Source organism: Vogesella margarita, from assembly GCF_028548475.1.
GTDB lineage: Bacteria > Pseudomonadota > Gammaproteobacteria > Burkholderiales > Chromobacteriaceae > Vogesella > Vogesella margarita.
On the sequence record NZ_JAQQLE010000015.1, the window covers coordinates 81,433 to 105,123 of the forward strand.

Consider the following 23,691-nt stretch of genomic DNA (forward strand, 5'->3'; position numbering starts at 1 on the left):
ACGACTCTTTCTGTTATTGGTCCGAGATACGATAATATAGCGGGATAATTACCTTACCCTGGCCCTCAACCTCGCCGAGCCATCTCCAAGTAATGATCGATAACATCAAAACCATACTGGGATCCCTGGTCGGGAAGCACAAACCCAGCGACAGCACCGTCTCTGCCACCCAGCTGGTGAAAAACCTGCCGAGTGACGAGTACTACACGGCGTTGATCGAGGTCATCAAGGCGGTCAGCAAGATCAACAAGGATGCCACGGTCACCCTCAAGGACCGCATCAGCACCCTGCTTTACGTCGACAGCCAGTCCGTAGGCATGCACAGCAAGCTGTGCAGCGAATTCCTGCGCGGCTCGCCGCGTTCGAAATCCTTCCTGCCCAGCATCCTGTCGTACTGGACCGAATTGTCCAACGGCTACCAGTTGTGCCTGCGCCAGATGCACAGCGCCAAGAATTTTGTTGTCGACGGCAATATCGAGCTGGCCACCGCCCGTGCGCTGCACCACCAGCTGAGCCTGGTGAAATGGAGCGCGCTGCGCTACATCGCGGCCGAGGGCAATACCTGGCAGCAGGCCTATCACCTGTACCAGTTTGCCGAGCAGGAGAAGTTCCACACCAAGCGTATTGCGCTGTACGACCGGCTCAACAGCAGCATTTCTCCGGAAGAACTGCTGATCCAGGCGGCGATGCTGCACCTGGCACAAACCGACAACCTGCTGCCGCAGGAAATCGAGGCCATCCACCTGCTGCTGGAAAGACTGGTGGAAGGCGTGCAGCTGGAGCTGCAGGCCACGCAAAGCGAATTCCAGTACGTGATCAATCTCGACATGCCGGCCGCGCCGCAGCTGCTGCGCCGCGGCGTGCTGGGCAAGGGCTGCCGTTACTGGTCCGGCGACCACGTCGTCAACCGCCTCGCCGACCTGATTCTCGATTTCGACCAAGGCATCCCGGAGGCCTTTGCCCGGGCGTTGCCGGACATGAGCCTGGACTTGTGGCGCGACATGCTGCAAAAGCTGTCGACGCGCTGGTCGCAGGATGGCGGCAAGTCGATGCGCCGTCACGAACGGCTGTCCTCGACCGGGCAGGCACGGGTGGAGGTCGGTTTCGAGCGCATCGCCCACCACCTGAAAGTCAACCGCGCCATGGCACTGGGCGAAGACAACCTGATGCCGGAATGGCGGGTCAACGATACCAGCGAGGTCGGCATGGGGCTGATCTACATCGGCCGCGCGGTGGAAAGCCTGATCATCGGCCGCAGCATCTGGGTATCGCAAAAAGACCGCCCCCACCAGCTTGGTATCATCCGCCGCGTGCAGCGCCTCCCGGAAGGAGGCACCCGCATCGGTGTCGAGCTGCTCGGCAGCCTGCCGCTGCCGGTGATCCTCAGCGAGAACGAGCGCGAAGCCGTCTCCAACCACAACGGCCTGTACATCACGCAGACCAATGCCCAGAAAGGCAAGCGCGTCTTCATCGTGCCCAAATCCTTCGCCAAGCCGGGCAAGCTGCTCAACTTCCTCGCCAACGGCAAGTCCTACCAGATCCGCATCAGCAGCGTGATCAGCCAGTTCGAAGATTGTCACCAGGTTGAATTCGAAACCCTGGAACGGCTCGGCAGCTGAAACTGCCGCGTAACCGGCACATAAAAAGGCGGTCACCTGCGTGACCGCCTTTTTCATTTGCGCCTGGCTGCCCCGCCGCTCACGCCACCCGCGCCAGCACTGCGTCCAGCCAGCGCGTCGGCAGCAGGCGCTTCAGCCACCAGAACAGGTGCGTCGGGAAGGTGACCCGGTAGCGCGCCGCCGGCCGCGCAGCCAGCAAGGCCCGCTCCACCTTGGCCAGCACCGCCGTCGCCGGCAAGGTGAACGGTGCGGCGTGGCCTTCCTTCTTCAGCCGCTGCAGCTGTTTTTCGTAAGAGGCGCGATGCGCGCTGTGCGCGATGTCGATGTTGGCCAGAAACCTGGCCAGCGCATTGGGACGGAAGCGGCTCTCGATCGGCCCCGGCTCGATCAGGCTGACATGGATGCCGCTGCCGGCCAGCTCCAGCCGCAGGGTGTCACACAGCCCTTCCATCGCGTATTTGCTGGCGTTGTAGGCGCCGCGGTACTTCATCGCGGCAAAACCCAGCACCGAGCTGTTGAACAGCACGCGGCCGTGACCCTGGCGCCGCATCACCGGCAGCACCGCATTCAGCAGCTCCCAGGCGCCGAACAGATTGGTCTCGAACTGCGCCCGCATCGCGTGGCGCGGCACGTCCTCGGCGGCGCCGGGCTGGCCGTAACCGGCATTGTTGAACAGCGCGTCCAGCGTGCCGCCGGTGCGGCGCAGCACCTCGGCCACCGCGGCGTGGATGCTGGCGCTGTCGTCCACGTCCAGCGGCAGCGCCTCCAGCCCCAGCTGCTGCAGGCGGCTGACGTCCTCCGCCTTGCGCGCGCTGGCAAACACGCGCCAGCCCTTTGCGGCCAACCCTTGCGCCACCGCGAGGCCGATGCCGGACGAACAACCGGTAATCAAGATGCTTTTGGCCGCCACGCTGCCATCCTTTCGTCTATCGTTGAGGCCGCCACGATAAACAGCCACCCGCCGGGGGTCAAACACAACAGGACGGCTGCCCCGCGGTAAACACAGGCGCCACTTTGTGCGGGCGCAGAAAACACCTACAATGGCGACCGGTAAACCGAACAATGCACGAGGAATAAGGTAATGGCCAAATCCGCCAAGGCGCCGGCAAGCTTTGAAAGCTCGCTTGCACAACTGGAAGACATCATCCAGGCAATGGAAAGCGGCGACATGCCGCTGGATGCGGCGCTCGCCTCCTACAAGCAGGGCATCGAACTGATGAAGTTCTGCCAGGCCAAGCTGGCCGATGCCGAACAACAACTGCGGGTGCTGGAAAACGGCGAACTCAAACCACTGGACATCAGCCATGAGCAATGAAAACCTTGTCGGCTGGATGACCGCCACCCAGCAATACGTCGAAAACGCGCTGGAAGCGGCGCTGCCGGACGAACAGCGCGCGCCGCAGCAACTGCACCAGGCGATGCGCTACAGCACGCTGCAGGGCGGCAAGCGCGTGCGCCCGCTGCTGGCCTTCGCCGCCGGCGAGCTGGTTGCCGCCGATGCGGCCAACCTTGGTCGCGTCGCCTGTGCAGTGGAGATGATTCACGCCTACTCGCTGGTGCACGACGACATGCCGTGCATGGACGACGACGTACTGCGCCGTGGCAAGCCCACCTGTCACGTCGCCTACGACGAGGCCACCGCGCTGCTGGTCGGCGACGCCTTGCAGACACTGGCCTTCGAGCTGATCGCCACCCCGCTTCCAGGCGTGGATGCAGCGCAGCAGCTGGCCATGGTGAGGCTGCTGGCACAGGCCTCCGGCCACGCCGGCATGGCTGGCGGTCAGGCCATCGACCTCGCCAGCGTTGGCCGCAGCCTGAACCAGACCGAACTGGAATTCATGCACCTGATGAAAACCGGCGCGCTGATCCGCGCCGCGGTGCTTCTGGGCGCCATGTGCGGCCAACCTTTGAGCGCCGAACATACCGACAGCCTCGACCATTTCGCCAAGCGCATGGGACTCGCGTTCCAGGTGGTCGACGACGTGCTGGATGTCGAAGCCGACACCGCCACCCTCGGCAAGACCGCCGGCAAGGACGAGGCCAACGACAAGCCGACCTACGTCAGCCTGATGGGCCTGCAACAGGCCAAGCAGTTTGCCCGCGAACTCTACAACGACGCGCTGGCCGCGCTGGCACCGTTTGGTGACAAGGCCGCGCGTCTGAAACAGCTGGCCGACTACATCGTCGCCCGCTCGTTCTGAACGACAACACAACACAACAACAATATGACCACACTGCTCGACACCATCCACAGCCCGGCAGACCTGCGCCAGCTGAAACGCGGCGACCTGCCGCAGCTTGCGCGCGAGCTGCGCGAATTCATCGTCGAATCGGTGAGCAAGACCGGCGGCCACTTCGCCTCCAACCTCGGCAGCGTGGAGCTGACCGTCGCCCTGCACTACGTGTTCAACACCCCGGACGACCGTCTGGTGTGGGACGTCGGCCACCAGACCTACCCGCACAAGATCCTCACCGGCCGGCGCGAGCGCATGCACACCATGCGCCAGCAGGGCGGCCTTGCCGGCTTTCCCAAGCGTGACGAATCCGAGTACGACACCTTCGGCGTCGGCCATTCGTCCACCTCCATCGGCGCCGCGCTGGGCATGGCGGTCGCGGCGCAGCTGCAGGGCATCGAACGTCACTGCGTCGCCATCATCGGCGACGGCTCGATGACCGCCGGCCAGGCCTTCGAGGCGTTGAACAACGCCGGCGCGATGGACACCAACCTGCTGGTGATCCTCAACGACAACGACATGTCGATCTCGCCCAATGTCGGCGCGCTGAACAATTACCTGGCCAAGCTGATGTCCGGCCGCTTCTACGCGGCGATGAAACAGGGCAGCAACAAGGTGCTGGGCGGCATCGCCCCGCCGCTGCGCGACATCGCCAGCAAGGTGGAAGAACACGTGAAGGGCTTTTTCACCCCCGGCACGCTGTTCGAGGAGTTCGGTTTCAACTACATCGGCCCGATCGACGGCCACGATGTCGACGTGCTGACCGACACCCTCAACAACATCAAGAGCCTGAAAGGCCCGCAGTTCCTGCACATCGTCACCAAGAAGGGCCAGGGCTACAAGCTGGCCGAGAACGACCCGGTGAAATACCACGGCGTGACCAAGTTCGACCCGGCCAACGGCCTCTCCGGCAGCAAGAGCGGCGGCAAGCCGCAGTACACCCAGGTGTTCGGCGACTGGATCTGCGACATGGCCAAGCTGGACTCGCGCCTGGTCGGCATCACCCCGGCGATGCGCGAAGGCTCCGGCCTGGTGCGCTTCGAGAAGGAGCACCCGGACCGCTACTTCGACGTCGCCATTGCCGAGCAGCACGCGGTCACCTTTGCCGCCGGCCTCGCCTGTGACGGCCTGAAGCCGGTGGTGGCGATCTACTCCACCTTCCTGCAGCGCGCCTACGACCAGCTGATCCACGACGTGGCGCTGCAAAACCTGCCGGTGGTGTTCGCCATCGACCGCGCCGGTCTGGTCGGCGCCGATGGCCCAACCCACGCCGGCTCTTTCGACCTGTCCTTCCTGCGCTGCATCCCGAACATGACGGTGATGGCGCCGTCGGACGAGAACGAATGCCGCCAGATGCTGTACACCGCGTTCACGCTGGATACGCCCAGCGCGGTGCGCTACCCGCGCGGCACCGGCCCCGGCGCTGCCATCGTGCACGAGATGTCGGCGCTGCCGATCGGCAAGGGCCACATCCGCCGCCAGGGCGCCGGCAAGGTGGCCATCCTCGCCTTCGGCAGCATGGTGACGCCGGCGCTGCAGGCGGCCGAGGCCTTCGACGCCACCGTCGCCGACATGCGCTTCGTCAAGCCGCTGGACGCCGAGCTGGTGCGCCAGCTGGCCGCCAGCCACGAGCTGATTGTCACCGTCGAGGAAAACGCCATCATGGGCGGCGCAGGCTCTGCCTGCGGCGAAGTGCTGGCTGCGGCCAACGTTCAGGTGCCGCTGCTGCATCTGGGCCTGCCGGACGACTACGTCGAGCACGGCGACCCCGCCATCCTGCTGGCCGGCTGCGGCCTTGACGCCGCCGGCATCGAAGCCAGCATCGCTGCCCGCTTGGGGCGCTAACCCGCATCGCCGGAGGGCGCGCGCATGAGCAATTGGGATCTGGGCAGCTGGCTGTCACTGGCCGATTCGCCGTATGCCGCGCTGCCGGCCATCGTCACCAGCCTCGGCATCGGCCTGCTGATGGGGGTGGAGCGCGAGCGCAAAAAGCGCACGCTGGCCGGCATCCGCACCTTCCCGATGACCGCGGTGTTCGGCTGCCTGCTGGCGGTGCTGTCGCAGCACGGCAGCCCGAACTGGCTGCTGCCGGCACTGGGTCTGCTGGTGATCGCCAGCCTCGGCTTCCTGCCGCTGGGCCGCGAGGCGGAGGAAAACGAGCCGCGCACCACCACCGTGGTGGCGCTGGTCGTGGCCTATGGCCTCGGCCTGCTCTCCGCCAGTGGGCTGGAAGAACTCGCCGTCGCCGTCGCCATCATCGTCACCAGCCTGCTGTACCTGAAGCCGGAGCTGAGCGGCATGAGCCAGCGGCTGGACCGCCGCGACCTGCTGGCGCTGCTGCAGTTCGCCGCCCTCACCTTCATCGTGCTGCCGGTGCTGCCCAATCAGGGCTTCGGCCCCTACACCGCCTTCAACCCGTACCGGGTGTGGCTGATGGTGGTACTGATCGTCGGCGTCGGCCTCGCCGGCTACTTCGCGGTGCGCATGCTCGGCGAGCGCGTCGGCACCCCGGTACTGGGCATCCTCGGCGGCCTGGTGTCCACCACCGCCACCAGCCTGGTCTATGCCCGCGCCGCGCGCGACAACCCGGCCTCGGTGGCGCTGTCGGCGCGGGTGATCCTGCTCGCCAACCTGGTGCTGTTCGTGCGGCTGGCGCTGATCACCGTGGCGGTGACACCGGCGGCGCTGAAGGGCGCCGTGCTGCTGATGGCGCCGCCGCTGCTGCTTGGCCTGTTGACGGTAATGCTGCGCCCGCGCCATGCCGCCAACGGCCAGCACGAGACGCCGGCACTGCAGCTGAGCAACCCGGCCGAGCTGAAGCTGGCGCTCAGCTTCGCGCTGGTGTTCGCCATCGTGCTGGTATGCAGCGCGTGGCTGAACGACCTGTTCGGCCAGCGCGGCGTGTACGTGATCGCGCTGATCTCCGGCCTCAACGATGTCGACGCCATCACCCTGACCGCACTGGAAATGCTGGGCAAGCAGCAGCTGGCGCTGATGCCGACCCTGCTGGCGATCAGCATCGCCATCGCCAGCAACACCCTGTTCAAGTTCGGGCTGATCTCCAGCTTCGGCGGCCGCCTGCTGGCACTGCGCTGCCTGCCAACCTTCGTGGTGATGCTGCTGGGGCTGGCCATCGGGCTGTGGCTCAACCTGATCGCCGGCTGAGCCTCCCCGGCGCTCAGAATCTGTTCAAAGTCTCGCGAGCTAGAGCGAGACAAGGCGAAAACGGCTGAGGAAGCGGAGTTGACATAGAGTCAATGAGCATTCCGAAGGCGTTTTCAACGCGGTATCGCCGAAGCGCAGCAGACATTGAACAGGTTCTCAGGCGTCGGCGCCGACGGCGCGCAAGCGCTCGCGGATCGGCTCCGGAATCGACACCGTCTTGCCGGCCTGGTAATCGACCCACACCAGCGTCGCCTCCCCCACCGCGTACACGGTATCCGGGTCGCCCTCGACCCTGAAATGGTGACGCAGCTTCAGGCTGCTGCGGCCAACCTTTTCCACCTCGATGCTGATCAACACCGTCGCCGGATAGGTCATCTCGCGTTTGTAGACGCAGCTGGTGCTGCCCAGCACCGGGCCGATGCCCTGCGGGTCGATCGGGTAGCCGATGTCGTCCAGCCATTCGACGCGAATCTGCTCCATGTAGCGGAAGTAGCAGGTGTTGTTGAGGTGACCGACCGCGTCCATATCGCCCCAGCGCATGCTGATGCGGCGGGTGTCGAGCAGTGGCAGGGTTTTTTCCATTGAGGGCTCCGGTGTCTGGTTGCATTGCAGCATACGATCATAGCGCGCCACTGACGTTAACGTCAGTACACCGCCGCGCAACACAGTGTTCAGCCTGCGCTAGAATGGCCGGCTTACCCGCATCCCGCTCATCATGGCCAAACTCTTCTTCCGCTACGCCGCAATGAACAGCGGCAAAAGCACGCAACTGCTGCAGATCGCCAACAACTACGAATCGATGGCCAAGACGGTACGGCTGTACACCGCCGCCATCGACGACCGCTTCGGCATCGGCAAGATCACCTCGCGCCTCAACATCCAGCGCGACGCGCTGACCTACGACGACCGTCTCGACTTTCTGGCCGAGGACTACAGCGGCATCGCCTGCGTGCTGATCGACGAGGCGCAGTTCCTTAGCCCGCAGCAGGTACAGCAGCTGCACCGGCTGGCGCACACCCGCCACGTGCCGGTGATCTGCTTCGGCCTGCGCAGCGACTTTCGCGGCGAGCCCTTCCCCGGCGCCGCCTGGCTGCTGGCGCTGGCGGAAGACATCGAGGAGATCAAAACCATCTGCCACTGCGGCCGCAAGGCCACCATGCACATCCGCCGCGACGGTGACGGCCGGCGCATCAAGGAAGGACCGCAAGTGGAGATCGGCGACGAGGCCCGCTACCACGCGGTGTGCGCCAAGTGCTTCTACGCCTGAGCGGCAACACCGCACTCCCCCGACAAAAACGCCAGCGTCCCGCGCTGGCGTTTTTTCTGGCCGCTACCTTGCGGCCAACCTTGTCCTCCCCGCACGCCATTTCCTGAGCGCGCCGCAGTCTCGCCTTTCCGTGGCGCCGGCCTTGGCACTATAAAGAACTGCCAACTCGTTCCCCGTCACAAGGAGCGCCTCATGTTGCCAACCGGTCGTCAGGATGCGGTCGACAGTTTCTATCGCCTGCACGGCGAGGCCCCGGCCGCGCTGCCCTGCCAGGGGCTAGCCTGCTGGCAAACCGGCTGACCTCCGGCGTGCGCGACCGGCTGGCGCACGCGCCGGAATACAAGCTGACCGCGTTGCGGGTGGAAAAGGCGACGGACTGAATCAGGGGAACGACCATGGCGCTGTACGGTTTTGATGCCTTCTCGCCGGCGCAGATCGCCGAGAAGATCGAGCAGGTCGGCGTCAGCAAGGCGCGGCTGCCGCTATTGCAGATGGTGCTGCTGGGCATGCTGGCCGGCGCCTTCATCTCGCTGGGGGCGCTGTACTTCGTGCTGGTTGCGAGCGATGCCACGCTGGGCTTTGCCGCCAGCCGCGTGCTGGGCGGCGTGGTGTTTTCCTTGGGGCTGTTGCTGGTGGTAGTGGCCGGCGCCGAGCTGTTCACCGGCAACAACCTGCTGATGATGGCCTGGGCCGACGGCCGCATCAGCAGCCACGCACTGCTGCGCAACTGGGTGGTGGTGTGTGCGGCCAACTTTGCCGGCGCCGCCGGTATGGCGCTGCTGGTGTGGCTGTCCGGCCACCCGGCGATGAACGATGGCCGCGTGGCGGCGCTGGTGGTGACGCTGGCCAGTGCCAAGTGCGCGGCACCGTTGGCCGCACTGTTCTGGAAGGGGGTGCTGTGCAACATCCTGGTGTGCCTGGCGGTGTGGATGGCGATGGCCGGGCGCAGCGTCACCGACAAGTTCGTCGCCATCGTGTTTCCGATTTCGGCCTTTGTCGCCGCCGGCTTCGAGCACAGCATCGCCAATATGTACCTGATCCCGCTGGCGATGCTGCTGCAGGACAGCGTGCCGCCGGCGCTGGTCTCGCCGGCGCTGGGCGTGGCTGGTCTCCTGCGCAATCTGGCGGTGGTGATCGCCGGCAACATCCTCGGTGGCAGCGTGCTGGTGGCGCTGGTCTACCACCTGATCTACCGCCGCGGCCTGCCGCCGGCAGCGTAGTGCGCCGGCAGGCGTTGCCCTGAATACCCCCGCTACAAAAGAAAAACGCCATCGCAGTGCGATGGCGTTTTGACTGCGTGCCGCACGCTTGCGGCCAACCTTGTCAGGCGGTGCCGCCGACGGTGAGGCCGCCGTCGATGCGCAGCGTCGGCTGGCCGACGCCGACCGGCACGCTCTGGCCTTCCTTGCCGCAGACACCGACGCCCTCGTCCAGCGCCAGGTCGTTGCCTATCATCGACACGTAGCCGAGCACGTCCGGTCCGTTGCCGATCAGGGTGGCGCCCTTCACCGGGTAGGTCAGCTTGCCGTTCTCGATGCGCCACGCCTCGGAGGCGGAGAACACGAACTTGCCGCTGGTGATGTCGACCTGGCCGCCGCCGAAATTGGCGGCGTAGATGCCGTCCTTGACCGAGGCGATGATCTCTTCCGGCGCCTTGTCCCCGCCCAGCATGTAGGTGTTGGTCATGCGCGGCATCGGGATGTGGGCGTAGGACTCGCGGCGACCGTTGCCGGTCGGCGCCACGCCCATCAGCCGCGAATTCATCGCGTCCTGCATATAGCCCTTCAGGATGCCGTCCTCGATCAGCACGGTGCGGTTGGTGGCATTGCCTTCGTCGTCGATCGACAGCGAACCGCGGCGTGCCGACAGCGTGCCGTCATCGACCACGGTGACGCCGGCGGCAGCCACGCGCTGGCCGATCATGCCGGAGAACGCCGAGGTGCCCTTGCGGTTGAAGTCGCCCTCCAGGCCGTGACCGATGGCCTCGTGTAGCAGCACCCCTGGCCAGCCGGAACCAAGCACCACCGTCATCTGGCCGGCCGGTGCCGGCCGCGCCTCCAGGTTGACCAGCGCCTGCTGCACCGCCTTCTGCGCGTGGTGCTCGATCACCGCGTCGGTGAACTGCGTCAGGTCGTAACGGCCACCGCCGCCACTGCTGCCCATCTCGCGACGGCCGTCCTGCTCGGCGATCACCGTCACCGAGATGCGCACCAGCGGGCGCACGTCGGCGGCGCGCACGCCGTCATGACGCGCGACGTAGACCACGTCGTACTCTGCGGCCAACCCTGCCATCACCTGGATCACGCGCGGGTCGATGGCGCGTGCCAGCCGCTCGATACGCTCCAGGATCGACACCTTGGCCTCGGCCGGCAGGCTGCCGACCGGGTCGATCGCCGGATACAGGCCGCTGCCGCGGCGCAGTGCCACCGCGCCGGCATTGCCGTGGCCGCCGACGGCACCGATGGCGCGCACCGCGTCGGCGGCCTCGCCCAGCGCGAAGGCGCTGATGTCGTCGGAGTAGGCGAACGCAGTCTTGTCACCGGATACCGCACGCACGCCGACACCCTGGTCGATGCTGAAGCTGCCGGCCTTGACGATGCCTTCTTCCAGGCTCCAGCCCTCGCTGCGCGTGTACTGGAAATACAGGTCGGCGTAGTCGACCTGATGCTGCAGCATGCGGCCGAGGGTGGCCTCGATCACCTGTTCATTGACGCCGTACGGCGCCAGCAGCAGGCTGTCTGCGATGGAAATGGCGTTGCTCATGACTTTTGCTTTCAGGAAAAAACGCGGTGCGCCAGTGCCGGCAGCCGGCTGCGCACCGAGTGGATGATTTCGGGGTCGATCTCGGCGATCACCACGCCCTCGCCCTTGTCCAGCTGGGCGACGATGCGCCCCCACGGATCGATGATGAGGCTCTGGCCGTGCGTCTTGCGGCCGTTTTCGTGACTACCGCCCTGCGCCGAGGCCAGCACATAGCACTGGTTCTCGATGGCGCGGGCGCGCAGCAGCACCTCCCAGTGCGCTTCGCCGGTCTGCGCGGTAAACGCCGCCGGCAATATCAGCAGATCGAACGGCGTCATGCGGCGGAACAGCTCGGGGAAACGCAGGTCGTAGCAGATACCGAAGGCAATGTCGGCCAGCAGGGTTTCCGCACGCAGCGGCTGGCTGCCGGCGACGATGCTGTCCGATTCGCAGTAGCGCTCGCCGTTGCCGGTAAAGCCGAACAGGTGGATCTTGTCGTAGCGGCTGTGCACGCTGCCGTCCGGCGCGTACAGCAGCAGGCTGTTCAACACCTTGTTGTCGTCGTCGCAGGCCAGCGGCAGCGTGCCGCCCACCAGCCACACGTTGTTGTCGCGCGCCATCGCCGCCAGCTGCTGCTGGATCGGCCCGTCGCCGAAGGTTTCGCGGATGCGCACCTTGTCGCCTTCCTCGCGCCCCATCAGGCAGAAATACTCCGGCAGCACCACCAGTTGCGCGCCGTCACGGGCCGCCTGCGCCACCAGGCGGGCGGCGGTGTCGAGGTTCTGCTGCAAGCGGGTGGTGGACACCATCTGGATGGCGGCGACCTTGAAAGCTGTCTTCATCTGTGGTCCTCAGGGAGTCTTGGGCGGCGCGGGGTCGACATTCTCCCCCACCTTGCTGACCTGCGGATCGGTCAGGCTACCGCTGATCTGGTATTCAAAGGAAAATACCTGATTAATCGGGTCTTGCAATATTTTTTGCGTCAGCAGCGTCGCCGCGCCCAGCGCCGGATTGATCAGCGCGGCGCCGGCCAGCAGCGAAACGCTCTCGGAAACGTGCGGCGTGATGCGGGCACGCACGTTCTGCTGGTTGCGCGGCAGGTCGGCCTCGCCGCGCAGGGTGACCTGCGCCGCCGGCCCGCTCATGCGCACATCGTCAGAGGCAAACACCCCGTCGCGGATGGCGGCGGTGCCGGTGATCGCGTCAAAGGCGAAGCCGCTGCTGAACACGTCGGTGAAATCCAGCCGGATGCGGCGCGACAGCGACTGCAGGCTGAGGATGCCCAGCAGGCGCGCAACGCCAGGGTTGACCTGGGCAAAGCGGCCGTTGCGCACGTCCAGCCGCAGCTGGCCGCCGAGGCGCGCCAGTTCGAAGTCGTGCAGGCGGCCCGGCCACGCCAGCTGGCCGTCCAGCCGGCCACGGCCGCCGTACAGCGCGTCCGCGATGCCGAAGCGCGTCAACAGTCCGCCGGCGTCCTCGGTATCGAAGGCGAGATCGACCCGCGTCTGCGGCTGGCGGCTGCCCTCGCGCGGCGCCACGCCATTGAGCTGCAGGCGACCTTCCGGCATCTGCAGCGTGACCTTGTCCAGCTGCCACTGCTCGCCGCGCGGCTGCGCCAGCAGCGTCAGCTGGCCAAGCTGGTAGCGCTCCCAGAACAGCTGTGCTACCGCCACGTCCAGCGCCGGCACGCTGACATCGGTCAGCAACGACTCGGCACCAGCGTCGCCGGCCGCCGACGCCTCTTCCGGCAACGGCAGGGTCAGTCGCGACAGCTTCGCCTCGACCCGCCCGTCGCCGTCCGCGCTGTAGTGCAACTGGCCGGCTGCCTCGCGGCTGTCCAGCTGCAGCTGCAGCGGAGCCTCGCTACTTGGCCAGTCGAGGCACCCATCCACGTCGTGCAGCCGGTAATTGGCCAGCTGCAACAGCGGCGTCGCCAGCTGCAATTGCAGCGGCAGGGCTGCGCCCTCCGTCGTGCCGGCTGTGCCGGCCAGCTGCCGCACCACGCCCAGCCACGGCAACAGGTCCAGTTGCGGCTGGCGGATGGCGATGCCGATCTGCTGCGGGCTGGCCGGCACCTCGGTGCCGACGCCGACCCCGACGCCACGCAGATTGCCGTGGCTATCCAGCGTCACCGTGCCCTGCGCCCTATCCTGCTGCTGCCAGGCCAGTTGCCAGCCCTGCAAGGTTGGCCGCAGGCGCAGCTGCAGCGGCCATTCGGCGTCGGCCGGCTTGGCCAGCGGTGCCGGCGCCTGGATGGTCACGCCTTGCAGGCTCAGCAGCAGCTGCAGGTCATCCAGATTGTTGCTGATGTCAAAATTGGCCTGGTACGGCGTGCGGCCGGACACCAGCGGCGACAGCAGCGGCACGTACCGCTGCAACACCGGGGTGATGGCGGCGTCGCCCTGCACCGCAAACTGCATCACGTCGTCGCGGCGCTGGGTCGCCGTCAGCCGTCCCTGCCCGCCGAAGGCGGCAAAGCCGATGCCCGGCGAGCTCACGCCGCGCTCGTTGAACAGCAGCACGCCGCGCACTTCCTGCAACGGCGGCAGCGGCAGCTGGCGGAACTGCAGACTATTGCCGGGCAGGCTCACCTCGCCGCGCACCTTGCTCTGCAGCAGCGCCGACAGCGGAATGTCCAGTCCCAGCTTCAGCGCGGCCTCGCCCTGGCTGTCGATGGTCGACAGGAAACCGCCCAGCCAGCCGTCCACCGGGCTGCTGCGGGTATAGGCCAGCATCTGCGGCAGCGCGCCGCGCGCCTGGCCGTCGATCAGCAGGTGCGCCGGCTGCGTCATCAGGTCCGGCAGGCGCACCTTGACCGCCTGCAGCGCCACGCCGGCAGTGCGCGCCGTGGTGGCGTCGACCAGCACGTGGTCGTTGCGCATCGCGAACTTGCCGTCGATGGCGGTGAGGTCCGGCCACGCGCGGTCGAAGCGCAACACGCCGCCGACCACCTCGGCGTCGACATCGAAACGGCCGCCGGCGTCGTTGCCGAACGGGAAGCGGCTGAAGTCGCCCTCCACCCGCGCCGTCACATTGCGCGCCGTGCCGCCGACCAGCGCCATGTCCAGCCAGTCCAGCGTGCTGCGGCCGATCACCGCCGGCAGGTAGCGGCTGACGCGGGCGACCGCCACCTGCGGCACGCTGATGTCCAGCCGGCCCTGCGGCGCGCCCTGCGCCGGCAGCAGCCCCTGTCCGCTCAGCTCCGCCTTCAGATCGGGGGTTTGCAGGCGCAGGGCCGGCAGCGTGAACTGCCAGCCCTGGACCTGGCCCTGCCGCTGCCAGCGCAGCTGGCCGGCCAGTTGCTGCAAAGCCAGCGGCTCGGCCAGTTGCTGCGGCCATGCCAGTGTCAGCCCCTGCCCCGACAGCGACAGCTCGCCGCCGTCGCGCGCCAGCTTCAATTCGCCGTCGACGCCGCCCTGCAAGGCCGGGCTGGCGTCCAGGGTTGGCCGCAACTGGCGGAAGGCCGTGCTCAGCCGGTAGTCACGCGGCGTCCGCCACGGCCCCTGCCACTGCCAGCTGGTCTTGGCCAGCTCGCCGTCCAGCGCCGACAGCGGCAGCTCGCGCAGCACCGCGATGCGTTGCTGCAGCACGGGCCACAGCCCCGCCAGCGACACCCCGGACAACTGCACGCGGCCGCCGCGCTGCTCGTGCCACTTGGCGTCGACCGTCGCGTCGCGCAGCAGCGGGCCGAACTCGCCGGACAGCGTCAAATGGCTGGCCTGCAGCTGGTGCTCGCCTGCCGCCGCGCTGCGGTAATCCACTTCGCCCGCCAGGCGCGGCAAGGGCAGATCACGCCGCTGCAGCGCCAGCGACACGTCATCCACTTGCCAGCGCCCCTGCAGCGCGGTGATGCGGCCCTCGGCAAACGCGGCCGTCAGCCGCGAGCTGGCACGACCCTGGCCGGCAAACGGCGCCGTCGGCCAGTAGCGCTTGAGTAGCGACAGCTCGCCGCTGCCGGCGGCGAGCGTCAGTTCGCCCTGCCATTGCCGCCAGTCGGCGACGGCACCGCCCTGCCAGCCGGCATCCAGCAGCAGGCCAGGCAGCAGCGGGCTGTCCGGACGGCCGTGCAGTTGCAGTCGGTGGCCGCGCCAGTTGTCCTGCAGCTGCAGGGTCAGCCCCTCCAGCCGCAGCACCGGCAAGGCCAGCAACTGGTCGTGCCAGCTCAGCTGTTTCAGGCTCAGCGTGATGCTGTCCTGGCGCAGCAGCCAGTCCAGCAAGCGGTTGTCGCCCTGGCCGCCGGACAGCGCGATGCCGTTCAGGCTAAGCCGCCCGTGGGGGTCGCGCTGCAGCGCCAGTTGCAAATCGTCCAGCTGCAGGCTGGCCAGCCGCGGTTCGAGATAGAGCCAGCTCTTCCATGCCGGAATCACCTCCACCCGCGACAGGCGGATGGCGCTGGCGCGCGATACCGGCCGCACCCGGACGTCATGCAGGGTCAGCACCGGTGCCCACCACAGCCACTCGCCGTCGATGCGGCCAACCTTGATCGCCATGCCGCTGGCCTCGCCCAGCGACTGTTCAAGATACGGGCGCAAACGGTCCAGATTCGGCAGCAGGACAAAACGGAAACTCAGGAAGGAAACGGCCAGCAGCAACAGTACCGCGGCCAGTAGCCAGGCAGCGGCACGCAGGATGCGACGGGCAACCCGCAGGATGCGCCAGCTGCGGTCAGGCGGCGTTACATCGGACGGGGAAGTGGGGGTAGAATGGTCAGTCACGATTTCGTCATAGCGTTGAAAGCGCATTATGCCAGCAAATACCGCCGCCATCGCCTCTGCGCGCGCATTCAGTTATTACCTCGACCGCCTGCTTGGCGCCCGTCCCGAACAATTCGAAAGGTTGGCCGCAAGGCTGGATCACTGTTTTGACTTGGCGGAGATGACGGCGTTCGCCGACTGGCCGGCTTTCGACAGCATCGACGCGCTGATGCCGGCGCTACGCCAGCTGCGCGCCGCGGTGATGGCACGGCTGATCACCCGCGATCACGCTGGCCTCGCCGACCTGCACGAAGTCGTCACCACCATCAGCGCGCTGGCCGATTTTGCCGTGCAGCAGGCATTGCCGGTGGCACGGCGCAGCCTGGCGCAGTTCGGCGACCCGATCGGCGAGGAAAGCGGCGAGATGCAGCAGCTGATCGTGATCGGCATGGGCAAGCTCGGCGGCTTCGAGCTGAACGTGTCCTCCGACATCGACCTGATCTTCATCTATCCGGAAGACGGCGACACCAACGGTCAGCGCAAGACCTCCAACCACGAATACTTCACCCGCCTCGGCAAGGAGCTGATCCGCGCCATCAACGACCTCACCTACGATGGTCAGGTGTTCCGCGTCGACATGCGCCTGCGCCCGTACGGCGACTCTGGCCCACTGGTGATGAGCCTAGCGGCGCTGGAAAACTACCTGCTGAGCCAGGGTCGCGAGTGGGAACGCTACGCCTGGATCAAGGCGCGGGTGATGTGCGGCGACGACAGCTACCTGTCGCAGCTGGTGCGCCCCTTCGTGTACCGCAAGTACATGGACTACGGCGCCTACGGCGCGATGCGCGAGCTGCACGCGCAGATCCGCCGCGAGGTGGCACGCCGCGACATGGCGGAAAACATCAAGCTGGGGCCGGGCGGCATCCGCGAGGTGGAGTTCATCGCCCAGGTGTTCCAGCTGATCCGCGGCGGCCGCGAGCGCCGCCTGCAGCTGAAGAGCACGCGCGACACCTACGCCGTGCTGGCCGAATTGCGCCTGCTGGAGCCGGAAACGGTCAGCGAGCTGCTGGAGGCCTACACCTTCCTGCGCAATCTGGAGCACCGCCTGCAGTACCTCGACGACCAGCAGACGCAAAACCTGCCGACTGGCGAGGAGAACCGCCAGCGCATCGCCGCCAGCATGGGCTTTGCCGACTGGCACGGCTTCCTCGACGTACTCAACCAGCACCGCCGCCGCGTCACCCGTCACTTCGAGCAGGTTTTCTTCCTGCCGACCGAAGGCGCCGCTGCCCACCCGCTGCAGGCGCTGTGGCAGGAGCTGGCCGATAACGACATCAGCGCCACGCTGCAGCAGCTGGGTTACCACAACGCCGCCGACGTGCAGCGCCAGCTACGCAGCCTTGCCGCCAGCCAGCGCTACCAGCAGATGCCGGACAGCAGCCGCAAGAAACTGGACGCGCTGATCCCGCCGCTGATCGAGGTCGCCGCCGGTTTCGACAACCCGGACCTGACGCTGTCGCGCATCCTGACCCTGCTGGAAACCATCAGCCGCCGCGCCTCCTACCTGTCGCTGCTGCAGGAGTATCCGCAGACGCTGCAGCGGCTGGCGTCGCTGTACTCGGCCAGTGCCTGGGTGTCGGCCTACCTCAACCGCCACCCCATCCTGCTCGACGAGCTGCTGGACGCGCGCGTACTGTACGCCAGCCCGGACTGGCCGCAGCTGGCGGCGCAGCTGGAACAGCAGCTAGCCGACTGCCAGGGCGATGTCGAGGCGCAGATGGACACCCTGCGCCATTTCCAGCACGCGCAGACCTTCCGCCTGGTGGCGCAGGATCTGGCCGGGATGTGGACGCTGGAGGCGCTGTCCGACGAACTGTCGGCACTGGCCGACATGGTGCTGGACGCCACCTTGCGCCACGCCTGGCTGGACCTGCCCAAGCGCCACTGCGAGGTGCCGCGCTTCAGCATCATCGGTTACGGCAAACTGGGCGGCAAGGAGCTGGGCTACGCCTCCGATCTCGACGTGATCTTCCTCTACGACGATGACCACCCGGACGCCCCCGAGCTGTACTCGCGACTGGCGCGCAAGCTGACCACTTGGCTGACCAGCGTCACCGCCGCCGGTTCGCTGTACGACATCGATCTGCGCCTGCGCCCCAACGGCACCAGCGGCCTCCTGGTCAGCACTGTGGACGCCTTCCGCCAGTACCAGCAGAAGGACGCCTGGCTGTGGGAGCACCAGGCACTGACCCGTGCCCGCTTCGTCTGCGGCGACGCGGCGATCGGCCAGCAGTTCGAGGCCATCCGCCACCAGGTACTGACCCAGCCGCGCGACATCGGCCCGCTGCGCGACGAGGTACTGGGGATGCGCAACAAGATGCTGGAAAGCCACCCGCCCCGCGACGCCGACGTCAAGCATGCGCGCGGCGGCATCGTCGATGTCGAGTTCATCACCCAGTTCCTGATCCTGGCGCACGCCAGCCAGCACCCGGAGCTGACCCGCAACAGCGGCAACATCGCCCTGCTCGGCGCTGCGGCCAACGTTGGCCTGATTCCGGCCGAGCTGGCCAGCCAGGGACAGAGCGCCTATCGCCACTACCGGCGGCTGCAGCACGCGGCGCGGCTCAACGACAGCCAGACCACCGACGACATCCCGCAGGAAGACTACCGCCACGTGCGCGAGCTGTGGCGGTGCGTGATGCAGGATGAAGCTTGAAAACACAAGCGCAACACTCGGCGCTATAATTGCGCCACATTAAAAACAGGACTACAGCGGAGAATTCACCATGTCGATGGCAGATCGCGACGGTTTTATCTGGTACGACGGACAACTGGTTGACTGGCGCAACGCCACCACCCACGTGCTGACCCACACCCTGCACTACGGCATGGGCGTGTTCGAAGGCGTGCGCGCCTACGAGACACCGAAGGGCCCGGCCATCTTCCGTCTGCAGGACCATACCGACCGCCTGTTCCGCTCCGCCAAGATCCTCGGCATGGACCTGCCGTTCAGCAAGGAACAGATCAACCAGGCGCACATCGACGTGGTGCGCGCCAACCAGCTCAAGTCCTGCTACTTCCGCCCGATGGCGTTCTACGGCTCCGGCAAGCTCGGCATCGCGCCGAAAAAGGACGACGTGCAGGTGATCGTCGCCGCCTGGCCGTGGGGCGCCTATCTCGGCGAGGAAGGCCTGGAACAAGGCATCCGCGTCAAGACCAGCTCGTTCACCCGCCACCACGTCAACATCACCATGTGCAAGGCGAAGGCGAACGGCAACTACATGAATTCCATCCTCGCTAACAACGAGGCGACGGCAGATGGCTACGACGAGGCGCTGCTGCTGGATGTGGACGGCTTCGTGGCCGAAGGCTCCGGCGAGAACATCTTCATCGTCCGCAAGGGCAAGCTGTACACCCCGGACCTGACCTCCGCACTGGAAGGCATCACCCGCGACACCGTGGTGCAACTGGCGCAGGAGATGGGGCTGCAGATCATCGAAAAACGCATTACCCGCGACGAAGTCTATACCGCCGACGAAGCATTCTTCACCGGCACCGCCGCCGAAGTGACTCCGATCCGCGAGCTGGATCGCCGCAGCATCGGCGAAGGCAAGCGCGGCCCGATCACCACCGAAATCCAGAAGCGCTACTTCGATTGCGTCAAGGGTCTGGACGCCGGCAAGCAAGACTGGCTCACCTACATCGATTAACCCATTGGCTAGCCGCCCCGACCAGGGGCACACAAGAAAGTACGAAACATGGCAGAACTGAAAGAAAACACCGCTCGCTTTATCGAAGTCACGGCAAAAGACCTGCCGCTGCACTGCCCGACACCGGACATGCTGAAGTGGAACTCGCACCCGCGCGTGTTCCTGCCTATCGTGAAAAACGGCGGCGAGGCCCTGTGCCCGTACTGCGGCACCCACTACAAGCTGACCGGCCCGGTTAGCGGCCACCACTAAGCCTTCCTGCCCAATGGACAAAGGTGCGGCTTGCGCTGCACCTTTTTTGCTTGATACATGATCAAAAAGCTACTGGTAATCGGCCCTTCCTGGGTGGGTGACGGCGTGATGGCGCAGCCGCTGTACCGCCGCCTGCACGAGCGTCACCCAGGACTGGAGCTGCACGTGTTCGCCCCCGCCTGGACCCTGCCGCTGCTGGCTCGGATGCCGGAGGTGGCCAAGGCGCACCTCAACCCATTCGGGCACGGTCAGCTGCGCCTGCGCGAGCGTTGGCGCGTGGCGCGCTCCCTCCACCGCGAAGGTTTCGACCAGGTGGTGGTGCTGCCCAATTCGCTCAAGGCGGCGCTGATCCCCTTCCTGGCCGGCATTCCGCTGCGCACCGGCTTCACCGGCGAACTGCGCTACGGCCTGCTCAACGACACCCGCGAGCTGGACGAACACGAGCTGCCGACCATGGTCGAGCGCTTCTGCATCTTGGCCGAGGAGCCGCGCCACGCGCTGCACCGCCCGATCCCGCACCCCAGCCTCAGCTCGCAGGCGGCCGCCCAGCAGGCTGTCGCCGTACGCCTCGGCCTGTCGCTGGACAAACCGGTGGTCGCGATGTGCCCCGGTGCCGAATACGGTCCGGCCAAACGTTGGCCGCCGCGCCACTTCGCCGCACTGGCGGCGGCGCTGGACAGCCGCGGCTACCAGGTATGGCTGTTCGGTTCGGCCAAGGATCAGGACATCGGCGAGGAAATCAGCCGGCTGGCCCAAGGCAAGGCACTCAACCTGTGCGGCAAGACCGGCCTCGACGAAGCCATCGACCTGATGGGGCTGGCCAAGCTGGCGGTATGCAACGACTCCGGCCTGATGCACGTTGCCGCCGCGCTGCACATTCCGCTGGTGGCGCTGTACGGCTCGTCCAGTCCGGACTTCACGCCGCCACTCAGCGACCGCGCCGAAATCGTCAACCTCAACCTGGACTGCAGCCCCTGTTTCGAGCGCACCTGCCCGTACCAGCACATGCGCTGCTTGGAAGACATGCTGCCGGAGCGGGTACTGCAGGCCTGCCTGAAGCAGCTGGATATCCGGCCATCCTGCCCCTCACAAGAAACGGCGACACCCTAAATGAGCAAAGAAAACGCCACCGAAGACAACAGCCGCCGCATGGAGCTGGTGCGCGCCGCCGCCCGCCTGTTCCGCGACCAGGGCTACGAGCGCACCACCGTGCGCGACCTGGGCAATGCCGTCGGCCTGCAATCCGGCAGCCTGTTCTACCACTTCCGCACTAAGGAAGAGATTCTGGTCGCGGTCATGGCGCTGGGCATCACCGCCACCACCGAACAGTTGGCCGCAGCGCTGTCCCGTGCCAAAACGCCGCGCGACAAGCTGGCGGCGCTGTTCCACGTCCACCTGCACTCGCTGCTGGGCGACAACCAGGCGGCACTGGAGGTGATGTTGTACGAATGGCGCAGCGTGTCCGCCACCGCCAAGCCCGGCCTGATCGTGCTGCGCGACCGCTACGAAGCGCTGTGGCAGGAAACGCTGGACGAAGCCGCCGCCGCCGGTCTGGTCAAACCGGACACCCGGCTGCTGCGCCGCACCCTGCTGGGCAGCCTGCACTGGACGGTACAGTGGTACCACGGCAACGGCGAGCTGTCCGTCGCCGAACTGGCCGACCGCATGCTGGAGCTGACCCTCATCGCCTGACCCCACCCACTTGCAAAGTGGGTGGGCATGGCATTGAATCAAGGCAGGAGCCCTACGGGATCGCCACATGAAACTGCGCTTGCAAAGAATGTTGTGGCTGACAGCCGGCTGGCTGTGCCTGCTGCTGGCGCTGGTCGGTGCGCTGCTGCCGGTCATGCCGACCACCGTCTTCGTGCTGATGGCTGCCGCCTGCTTCGGCCGCAGTAGCCCGGCGCTGCTGCACTGGCTGCATCACCATCCACACCTGGGGCCACCGCTGCTGCGCTGGCAACGCTATCGCGGCATGACCGCCAGAACCAAGGCCATCGCACTCGGCAGTATCGCCCTGTCCTTCAGTTACAGCATCTACGCCACGCTGCACTACCCCTGGCTTACCGCCCTGCTGTTACTGGTATGGTCAGCACTTAGCCTGTGGATGTGGCGGCTGCCGACAATTCCAGCAACATCAGCATGTTGTGCTATGCTTGACGGCAAATCATAACCTTTTGTCGTGACGGAGACCCCGCATGGATGCCATCAATTCCGCCGCATCAGCCAGCAGCAGCGTAAGCCTACTGCGCGAGGCTGCGGAACAGCGCCGCCTGCAGCAGGAGCAGCAACAGGAAAGCCGGCTGGCACCCGAGCCGGCCGCCGAAGCCGTTGCCACCAGCACGCTGCCCGTCGCCCGCCCCAGCGAGGCCGTCAGCAATACCGAGCAGGCACTCCAGGCCCAGCTCATCGACTCGCGCCGCGTCAACCAGGCGGAACCGAACACCACCCTTGCCGCCAGCGAACGCAGCCCGGCCAACCGGCTGAACGAGCCGCAAGCGCGCCGCGACGCTACAGAACAGCCCGCACCCAACGCCAGCACCGAGCGCACGCTACCGGCAGAGGCCCGCGTTCCGGTCAACGCCTCGCAGCAGGCCATCACCCAATACCAGGTCAGCCAGTCCCTGCTGCAGGATGCCGGCAGCAGCACCCGCATCCGTACCGAAGCCTGAACAAAGCGACAACATGAACGAAAACGGGAGCCAAGGCTCCCGTTCTCGTTTGTTGCATCATCCGAAGCATCAGGCACGCACGTCGATGCGCTGCCCCAGATGCGGCGGATTGTTGCCTTGTGGCGCGGTGTTATCCGTTGCCGTCGCCAGCAAGGCCAGCGCCGCACTCTCGCCGATTTCCATCGTTTTCTTCAGCATCAGGATTTGCGCCGCTTGCGCCACCTGATTGTCTGCCGCCGCCGAAACTGCCGCCATCGCCATCCTCCGGGCACCGATTACCGTAAACTATCCGCCGCGTTGAAACACTCAATCAGAATTGTCACCCATTCCTGATAGAATACGCACCATTAGTTTCTGCCAGACAGGAAAAAGACAAACATGAGCCAAATCCGTCACTGCCCTCTGCTTATCCTTGGTTCCGGCCCTGCCGGCTACACCGCTGCGGTTTATGCCGCGCGCGCCAACCTGAAACCGGTACTGATCACCGGCATGGCCCAGGGCGGCCAGCTGATGACCACGACCGACGTGGACAACTGGCCCGCCGACGTGGCGGGCGTGCAGGGCCCGGAGCTGATGCAGCGCTTTCAGCAGCACGCCGAGCGCTTCGGCACCGAAATGATCTTCGACCACATCCACACCGCCAAGCTGGATGAAAGACCGTTCCGTCTGATCGGCGACTCCGGCGAATACACCTGCGACGCGCTGATCATCTCCACTGGTGCCTCGGCCAAGTACCTCGGCCTGCCATCGGAACAGACCTTCTCCGGCAAGGGCGTGTCTGCCTGCGCTACCTGCGACGGTTTCTTCTACCGCAACCAGGACGTGGCCGTGGTGGGCGGTGGCGATACCGCCGTGGAAGAAGCGCTGTACCTGGCCAACATCGCCAAGCACGTAACCCTGATCCACCGCCGCGACACTTTCCGTGCCGAAAAGATCATGGTCGACAAGCTGAACGCGCGCGTGGCCGAAGGCAAGATCACCCTGAAGCTGAACGCCAACCTGGACGAAGTACTGGGTGACGACAGCGGCGTGACCGGCGCCCGCCTGAAGTTCAACGACGGCAGCAGCGAAGACATCCAGGTGATGGGCGTCTTCATCGCCATCGGCCACAAGCCGAACACCGACATCTTCCAGGGCCAGCTGGAACTGGATGAAACCGGCTACATCGTGACCCGTGGCGGCCGCGACGGCAACGCCACCGCCACCAGCATCCCGGGCGTGTTTGCTGCCGGTGACGTGCAGGATCACATCTACCGCCAGGCGATCACCAGCGCCGCATCCGGCTGCCAGGCGGCTCTGGACGCCGAGCGCTTCCTGGATCACTGAGCACGGCTGC

Annotated in this window: 21 protein-coding genes; 15 read left to right on the forward strand and 6 right to left on the reverse strand. The window is 66.2% G+C overall.

Annotation, left to right across the window (positions count from 1 at the left end; translation table 11 throughout):
* Positions 1 to 92: 92 nt before the first annotated feature.
* Complete coding sequence (locus tag PQU96_RS15180; protein WP_272773245.1) at positions 93 to 1,619, forward strand: cyclic-di-GMP receptor FimW-related protein; 1,527 nt, start codon at positions 93 to 95, stop codon at positions 1,617 to 1,619.
* Between the two features lie 79 nt (positions 1,620 to 1,698).
* On the opposite strand, the gene PQU96_RS15185 is transcribed toward PQU96_RS15180, so the two are convergent.
* Positions 1,699 to 2,529 (reverse strand): SDR family oxidoreductase, encoded by an 831-nt coding sequence (locus PQU96_RS15185; protein WP_272773246.1) that lies wholly within the window; start codon positions 2,527 to 2,529, stop codon positions 1,699 to 1,701.
* 171 nt (positions 2,530 to 2,700) lie between these two features.
* Between PQU96_RS15185 and PQU96_RS15190 the strand changes: the two genes are divergently transcribed.
* Genes PQU96_RS15190 through PQU96_RS15205 form a run of 4 tightly spaced genes read left to right on the forward strand, consistent with a single transcriptional unit; the run spans position 2,701 to position 7,018 of the window.
* Entirely contained in the window at positions 2,701 to 2,934 is a 234-nt protein-coding gene (locus PQU96_RS15190) for an exodeoxyribonuclease VII small subunit (RefSeq protein WP_047968401.1), read from the forward strand.
* Positions 2,924 to 3,820 carry a polyprenyl synthetase family protein gene (locus tag PQU96_RS15195; protein WP_272773247.1) on the forward strand — a complete coding sequence of 299 codons (897 nt, stop codon included), beginning with the start codon at positions 2,924 to 2,926 and terminating at the stop codon, positions 3,818 to 3,820. The genes PQU96_RS15190 and PQU96_RS15195 overlap by 11 nt, the downstream gene beginning before the upstream one ends.
* A 24-nt stretch (positions 3,821 to 3,844) precedes the next feature.
* Positions 3,845 to 5,698, forward strand: coding sequence for a 1-deoxy-D-xylulose-5-phosphate synthase (dxs, locus tag PQU96_RS15200; protein ID WP_272773248.1), 1,854 nt, complete (start codon positions 3,845 to 3,847; stop codon positions 5,696 to 5,698).
* 24 nt (positions 5,699 to 5,722) lie between these two features.
* Entirely contained in the window at positions 5,723 to 7,018 is a 1,296-nt protein-coding gene (locus tag PQU96_RS15205) for an MgtC/SapB family protein (protein WP_272773249.1), read from the forward strand.
* Between the two features lie 156 nt (positions 7,019 to 7,174).
* Here the strand turns inward: PQU96_RS15205 and PQU96_RS15210 are convergent, their stop codons facing one another.
* Entirely contained in the window at positions 7,175 to 7,600 is a 426-nt protein-coding gene (locus PQU96_RS15210; protein ID WP_272773250.1) for an acyl-CoA thioesterase, read from the reverse strand.
* 133 nt (positions 7,601 to 7,733) lie between these two features.
* Here PQU96_RS15210 and PQU96_RS15215 point away from each other — a divergent pair, with 133 nt between their 5' ends.
* Entirely contained in the window at positions 7,734 to 8,285 is a 552-nt protein-coding gene (locus tag PQU96_RS15215) for a thymidine kinase (RefSeq protein WP_272773251.1), read from the forward strand.
* 395 nt (positions 8,286 to 8,680) lie between these two features.
* Complete coding sequence (locus tag PQU96_RS15220) at positions 8,681 to 9,505, forward strand: formate/nitrite transporter family protein (protein ID WP_272773252.1); 825 nt, start codon at positions 8,681 to 8,683, stop codon at positions 9,503 to 9,505.
* 103 nt (positions 9,506 to 9,608) lie between these two features.
* Here PQU96_RS15220 and tldD read toward each other — a convergent pair whose 3' ends face one another.
* The 3 genes from tldD to PQU96_RS15235 are packed head-to-tail and all read right to left on the reverse strand — an operon-like array spanning position 9,609 to position 15,742.
* On the reverse strand, positions 9,609 to 11,048 hold the full coding sequence (tldD, locus tag PQU96_RS15225; protein WP_272773253.1) for a metalloprotease TldD: 1,440 nt from the start codon (positions 11,046 to 11,048) through the stop codon (positions 9,609 to 9,611).
* Between the two features lie 11 nt (positions 11,049 to 11,059).
* Complete coding sequence (locus tag PQU96_RS15230) at positions 11,060 to 11,869, reverse strand: carbon-nitrogen hydrolase family protein (RefSeq protein ID WP_272773254.1); 810 nt, start codon at positions 11,867 to 11,869, stop codon at positions 11,060 to 11,062.
* A gap of 9 nt (positions 11,870 to 11,878) precedes the next feature.
* Complete coding sequence (locus PQU96_RS15235; protein WP_272773255.1) at positions 11,879 to 15,742, reverse strand: YhdP family protein; 3,864 nt, start codon at positions 15,740 to 15,742, stop codon at positions 11,879 to 11,881.
* A gap of 28 nt (positions 15,743 to 15,770) precedes the next feature.
* Here PQU96_RS15235 and glnE point away from each other — a divergent pair, with 28 nt between their 5' ends.
* The 7 genes from glnE (at position 15,771) to PQU96_RS15270 (ending at position 22,355) form a co-directional block, all read left to right on the forward strand.
* The gene (gene glnE / locus PQU96_RS15240; protein WP_272773256.1) at positions 15,771 to 18,437 is read left to right on the forward strand and encodes a bifunctional [glutamate--ammonia ligase]-adenylyl-L-tyrosine phosphorylase/[glutamate--ammonia-ligase] adenylyltransferase; all 2,667 of its coding nucleotides are present in this window, start codon (positions 15,771 to 15,773) and stop codon (positions 18,435 to 18,437) included.
* Between the two features lie 70 nt (positions 18,438 to 18,507).
* Entirely contained in the window at positions 18,508 to 19,431 is a 924-nt protein-coding gene (locus tag PQU96_RS15245) for a branched-chain amino acid transaminase (protein WP_272773257.1), read from the forward strand.
* Between the two features lie 48 nt (positions 19,432 to 19,479).
* Entirely contained in the window at positions 19,480 to 19,683 is a 204-nt protein-coding gene (locus PQU96_RS15250) for a zinc-finger domain-containing protein (protein WP_189351934.1), read from the forward strand.
* A 57-nt stretch (positions 19,684 to 19,740) separates the two neighbouring features.
* Positions 19,741 to 20,793, forward strand: a complete 1,053-nt coding sequence (gene waaF / locus PQU96_RS15255) for a lipopolysaccharide heptosyltransferase II (RefSeq protein ID WP_272773258.1) — start codon at positions 19,741 to 19,743, stop codon at positions 20,791 to 20,793.
* On the forward strand, positions 20,794 to 21,375 hold the full coding sequence (locus tag PQU96_RS15260; protein ID WP_272773259.1) for a TetR/AcrR family transcriptional regulator: 582 nt from the start codon (positions 20,794 to 20,796) through the stop codon (positions 21,373 to 21,375). It begins immediately after the preceding gene.
* 67 nt (positions 21,376 to 21,442) lie between these two features.
* Complete coding sequence (locus PQU96_RS15265; protein WP_272773260.1) at positions 21,443 to 21,856, forward strand: YbaN family protein; 414 nt, start codon at positions 21,443 to 21,445, stop codon at positions 21,854 to 21,856.
* A gap of 25 nt (positions 21,857 to 21,881) precedes the next feature.
* Complete coding sequence (locus PQU96_RS15270) at positions 21,882 to 22,355, forward strand: hypothetical protein (protein ID WP_272773261.1); 474 nt, start codon at positions 21,882 to 21,884, stop codon at positions 22,353 to 22,355.
* 69 nt (positions 22,356 to 22,424) lie between these two features.
* Here the strand turns inward: PQU96_RS15270 and PQU96_RS15275 are convergent, their stop codons facing one another.
* Positions 22,425 to 22,610 (reverse strand): YjfB family protein, encoded by a 186-nt coding sequence (locus PQU96_RS15275; RefSeq protein ID WP_272773262.1) that lies wholly within the window; start codon positions 22,608 to 22,610, stop codon positions 22,425 to 22,427.
* 123 nt (positions 22,611 to 22,733) lie between these two features.
* On the opposite strand from PQU96_RS15275, the gene trxB reads away from it, so the two are divergent.
* Entirely contained in the window at positions 22,734 to 23,681 is a 948-nt protein-coding gene (gene trxB / locus PQU96_RS15280; RefSeq protein WP_272773263.1) for a thioredoxin-disulfide reductase, read from the forward strand.
* Positions 23,682 to 23,691: the final 10 nt, after the last annotated feature.

What these genes read in the sequence shown, in the direction of transcription:
- PQU96_RS15180 (WP_272773245.1), top strand. Translation starts at nt 93, where the DNA reads ATGATCGATAACATCAAAACCATACTGGGATCCCTGGTCGGGAAGCAC.
- PQU96_RS15190 (WP_047968401.1), top strand. Translation starts at nt 2,701, where the DNA reads ATGGCCAAATCCGCCAAGGCGCCGGCAAGCTTTGAAAGCTCGCTTGCA.
- PQU96_RS15195 (WP_272773247.1), top strand. Translation starts at nt 2,924, where the DNA reads ATGAGCAATGAAAACCTTGTCGGCTGGATGACCGCCACCCAGCAATAC.
- dxs (WP_272773248.1), top strand. Translation starts at nt 3,845, where the DNA reads ATGACCACACTGCTCGACACCATCCACAGCCCGGCAGACCTGCGCCAG.
- PQU96_RS15205 (WP_272773249.1), top strand. Translation starts at nt 5,723, where the DNA reads ATGAGCAATTGGGATCTGGGCAGCTGGCTGTCACTGGCCGATTCGCCG.
- PQU96_RS15210 (WP_272773250.1), bottom strand. Translation starts at nt 7,600, where the DNA reads ATGGAAAAAACCCTGCCACTGCTCGACACCCGCCGCATCAGCATGCGC.
- PQU96_RS15215 (WP_272773251.1), top strand. Translation starts at nt 7,734, where the DNA reads ATGGCCAAACTCTTCTTCCGCTACGCCGCAATGAACAGCGGCAAAAGC.
- PQU96_RS15220 (WP_272773252.1), top strand. Translation starts at nt 8,681, where the DNA reads ATGGCGCTGTACGGTTTTGATGCCTTCTCGCCGGCGCAGATCGCCGAG.
- tldD (WP_272773253.1), bottom strand. Translation starts at nt 11,048, where the DNA reads ATGAGCAACGCCATTTCCATCGCAGACAGCCTGCTGCTGGCGCCGTAC.
- PQU96_RS15230 (WP_272773254.1), bottom strand. Translation starts at nt 11,869, where the DNA reads ATGAAGACAGCTTTCAAGGTCGCCGCCATCCAGATGGTGTCCACCACC.
- glnE (WP_272773256.1), top strand. Translation starts at nt 15,771, where the DNA reads ATGCCAGCAAATACCGCCGCCATCGCCTCTGCGCGCGCATTCAGTTAT.
- PQU96_RS15245 (WP_272773257.1), top strand. Translation starts at nt 18,508, where the DNA reads ATGTCGATGGCAGATCGCGACGGTTTTATCTGGTACGACGGACAACTG.
- PQU96_RS15250 (WP_189351934.1), top strand. Translation starts at nt 19,480, where the DNA reads ATGGCAGAACTGAAAGAAAACACCGCTCGCTTTATCGAAGTCACGGCA.
- waaF (WP_272773258.1), top strand. Translation starts at nt 19,741, where the DNA reads ATGATCAAAAAGCTACTGGTAATCGGCCCTTCCTGGGTGGGTGACGGC.
- PQU96_RS15260 (WP_272773259.1), top strand. Translation starts at nt 20,794, where the DNA reads ATGAGCAAAGAAAACGCCACCGAAGACAACAGCCGCCGCATGGAGCTG.
- PQU96_RS15265 (WP_272773260.1), top strand. Translation starts at nt 21,443, where the DNA reads ATGAAACTGCGCTTGCAAAGAATGTTGTGGCTGACAGCCGGCTGGCTG.
- PQU96_RS15270 (WP_272773261.1), top strand. Translation starts at nt 21,882, where the DNA reads ATGGATGCCATCAATTCCGCCGCATCAGCCAGCAGCAGCGTAAGCCTA.
- PQU96_RS15275 (WP_272773262.1), bottom strand. Translation starts at nt 22,610, where the DNA reads ATGGCGGCAGTTTCGGCGGCGGCAGACAATCAGGTGGCGCAAGCGGCG.
- trxB (WP_272773263.1), top strand. Translation starts at nt 22,734, where the DNA reads ATGAGCCAAATCCGTCACTGCCCTCTGCTTATCCTTGGTTCCGGCCCT.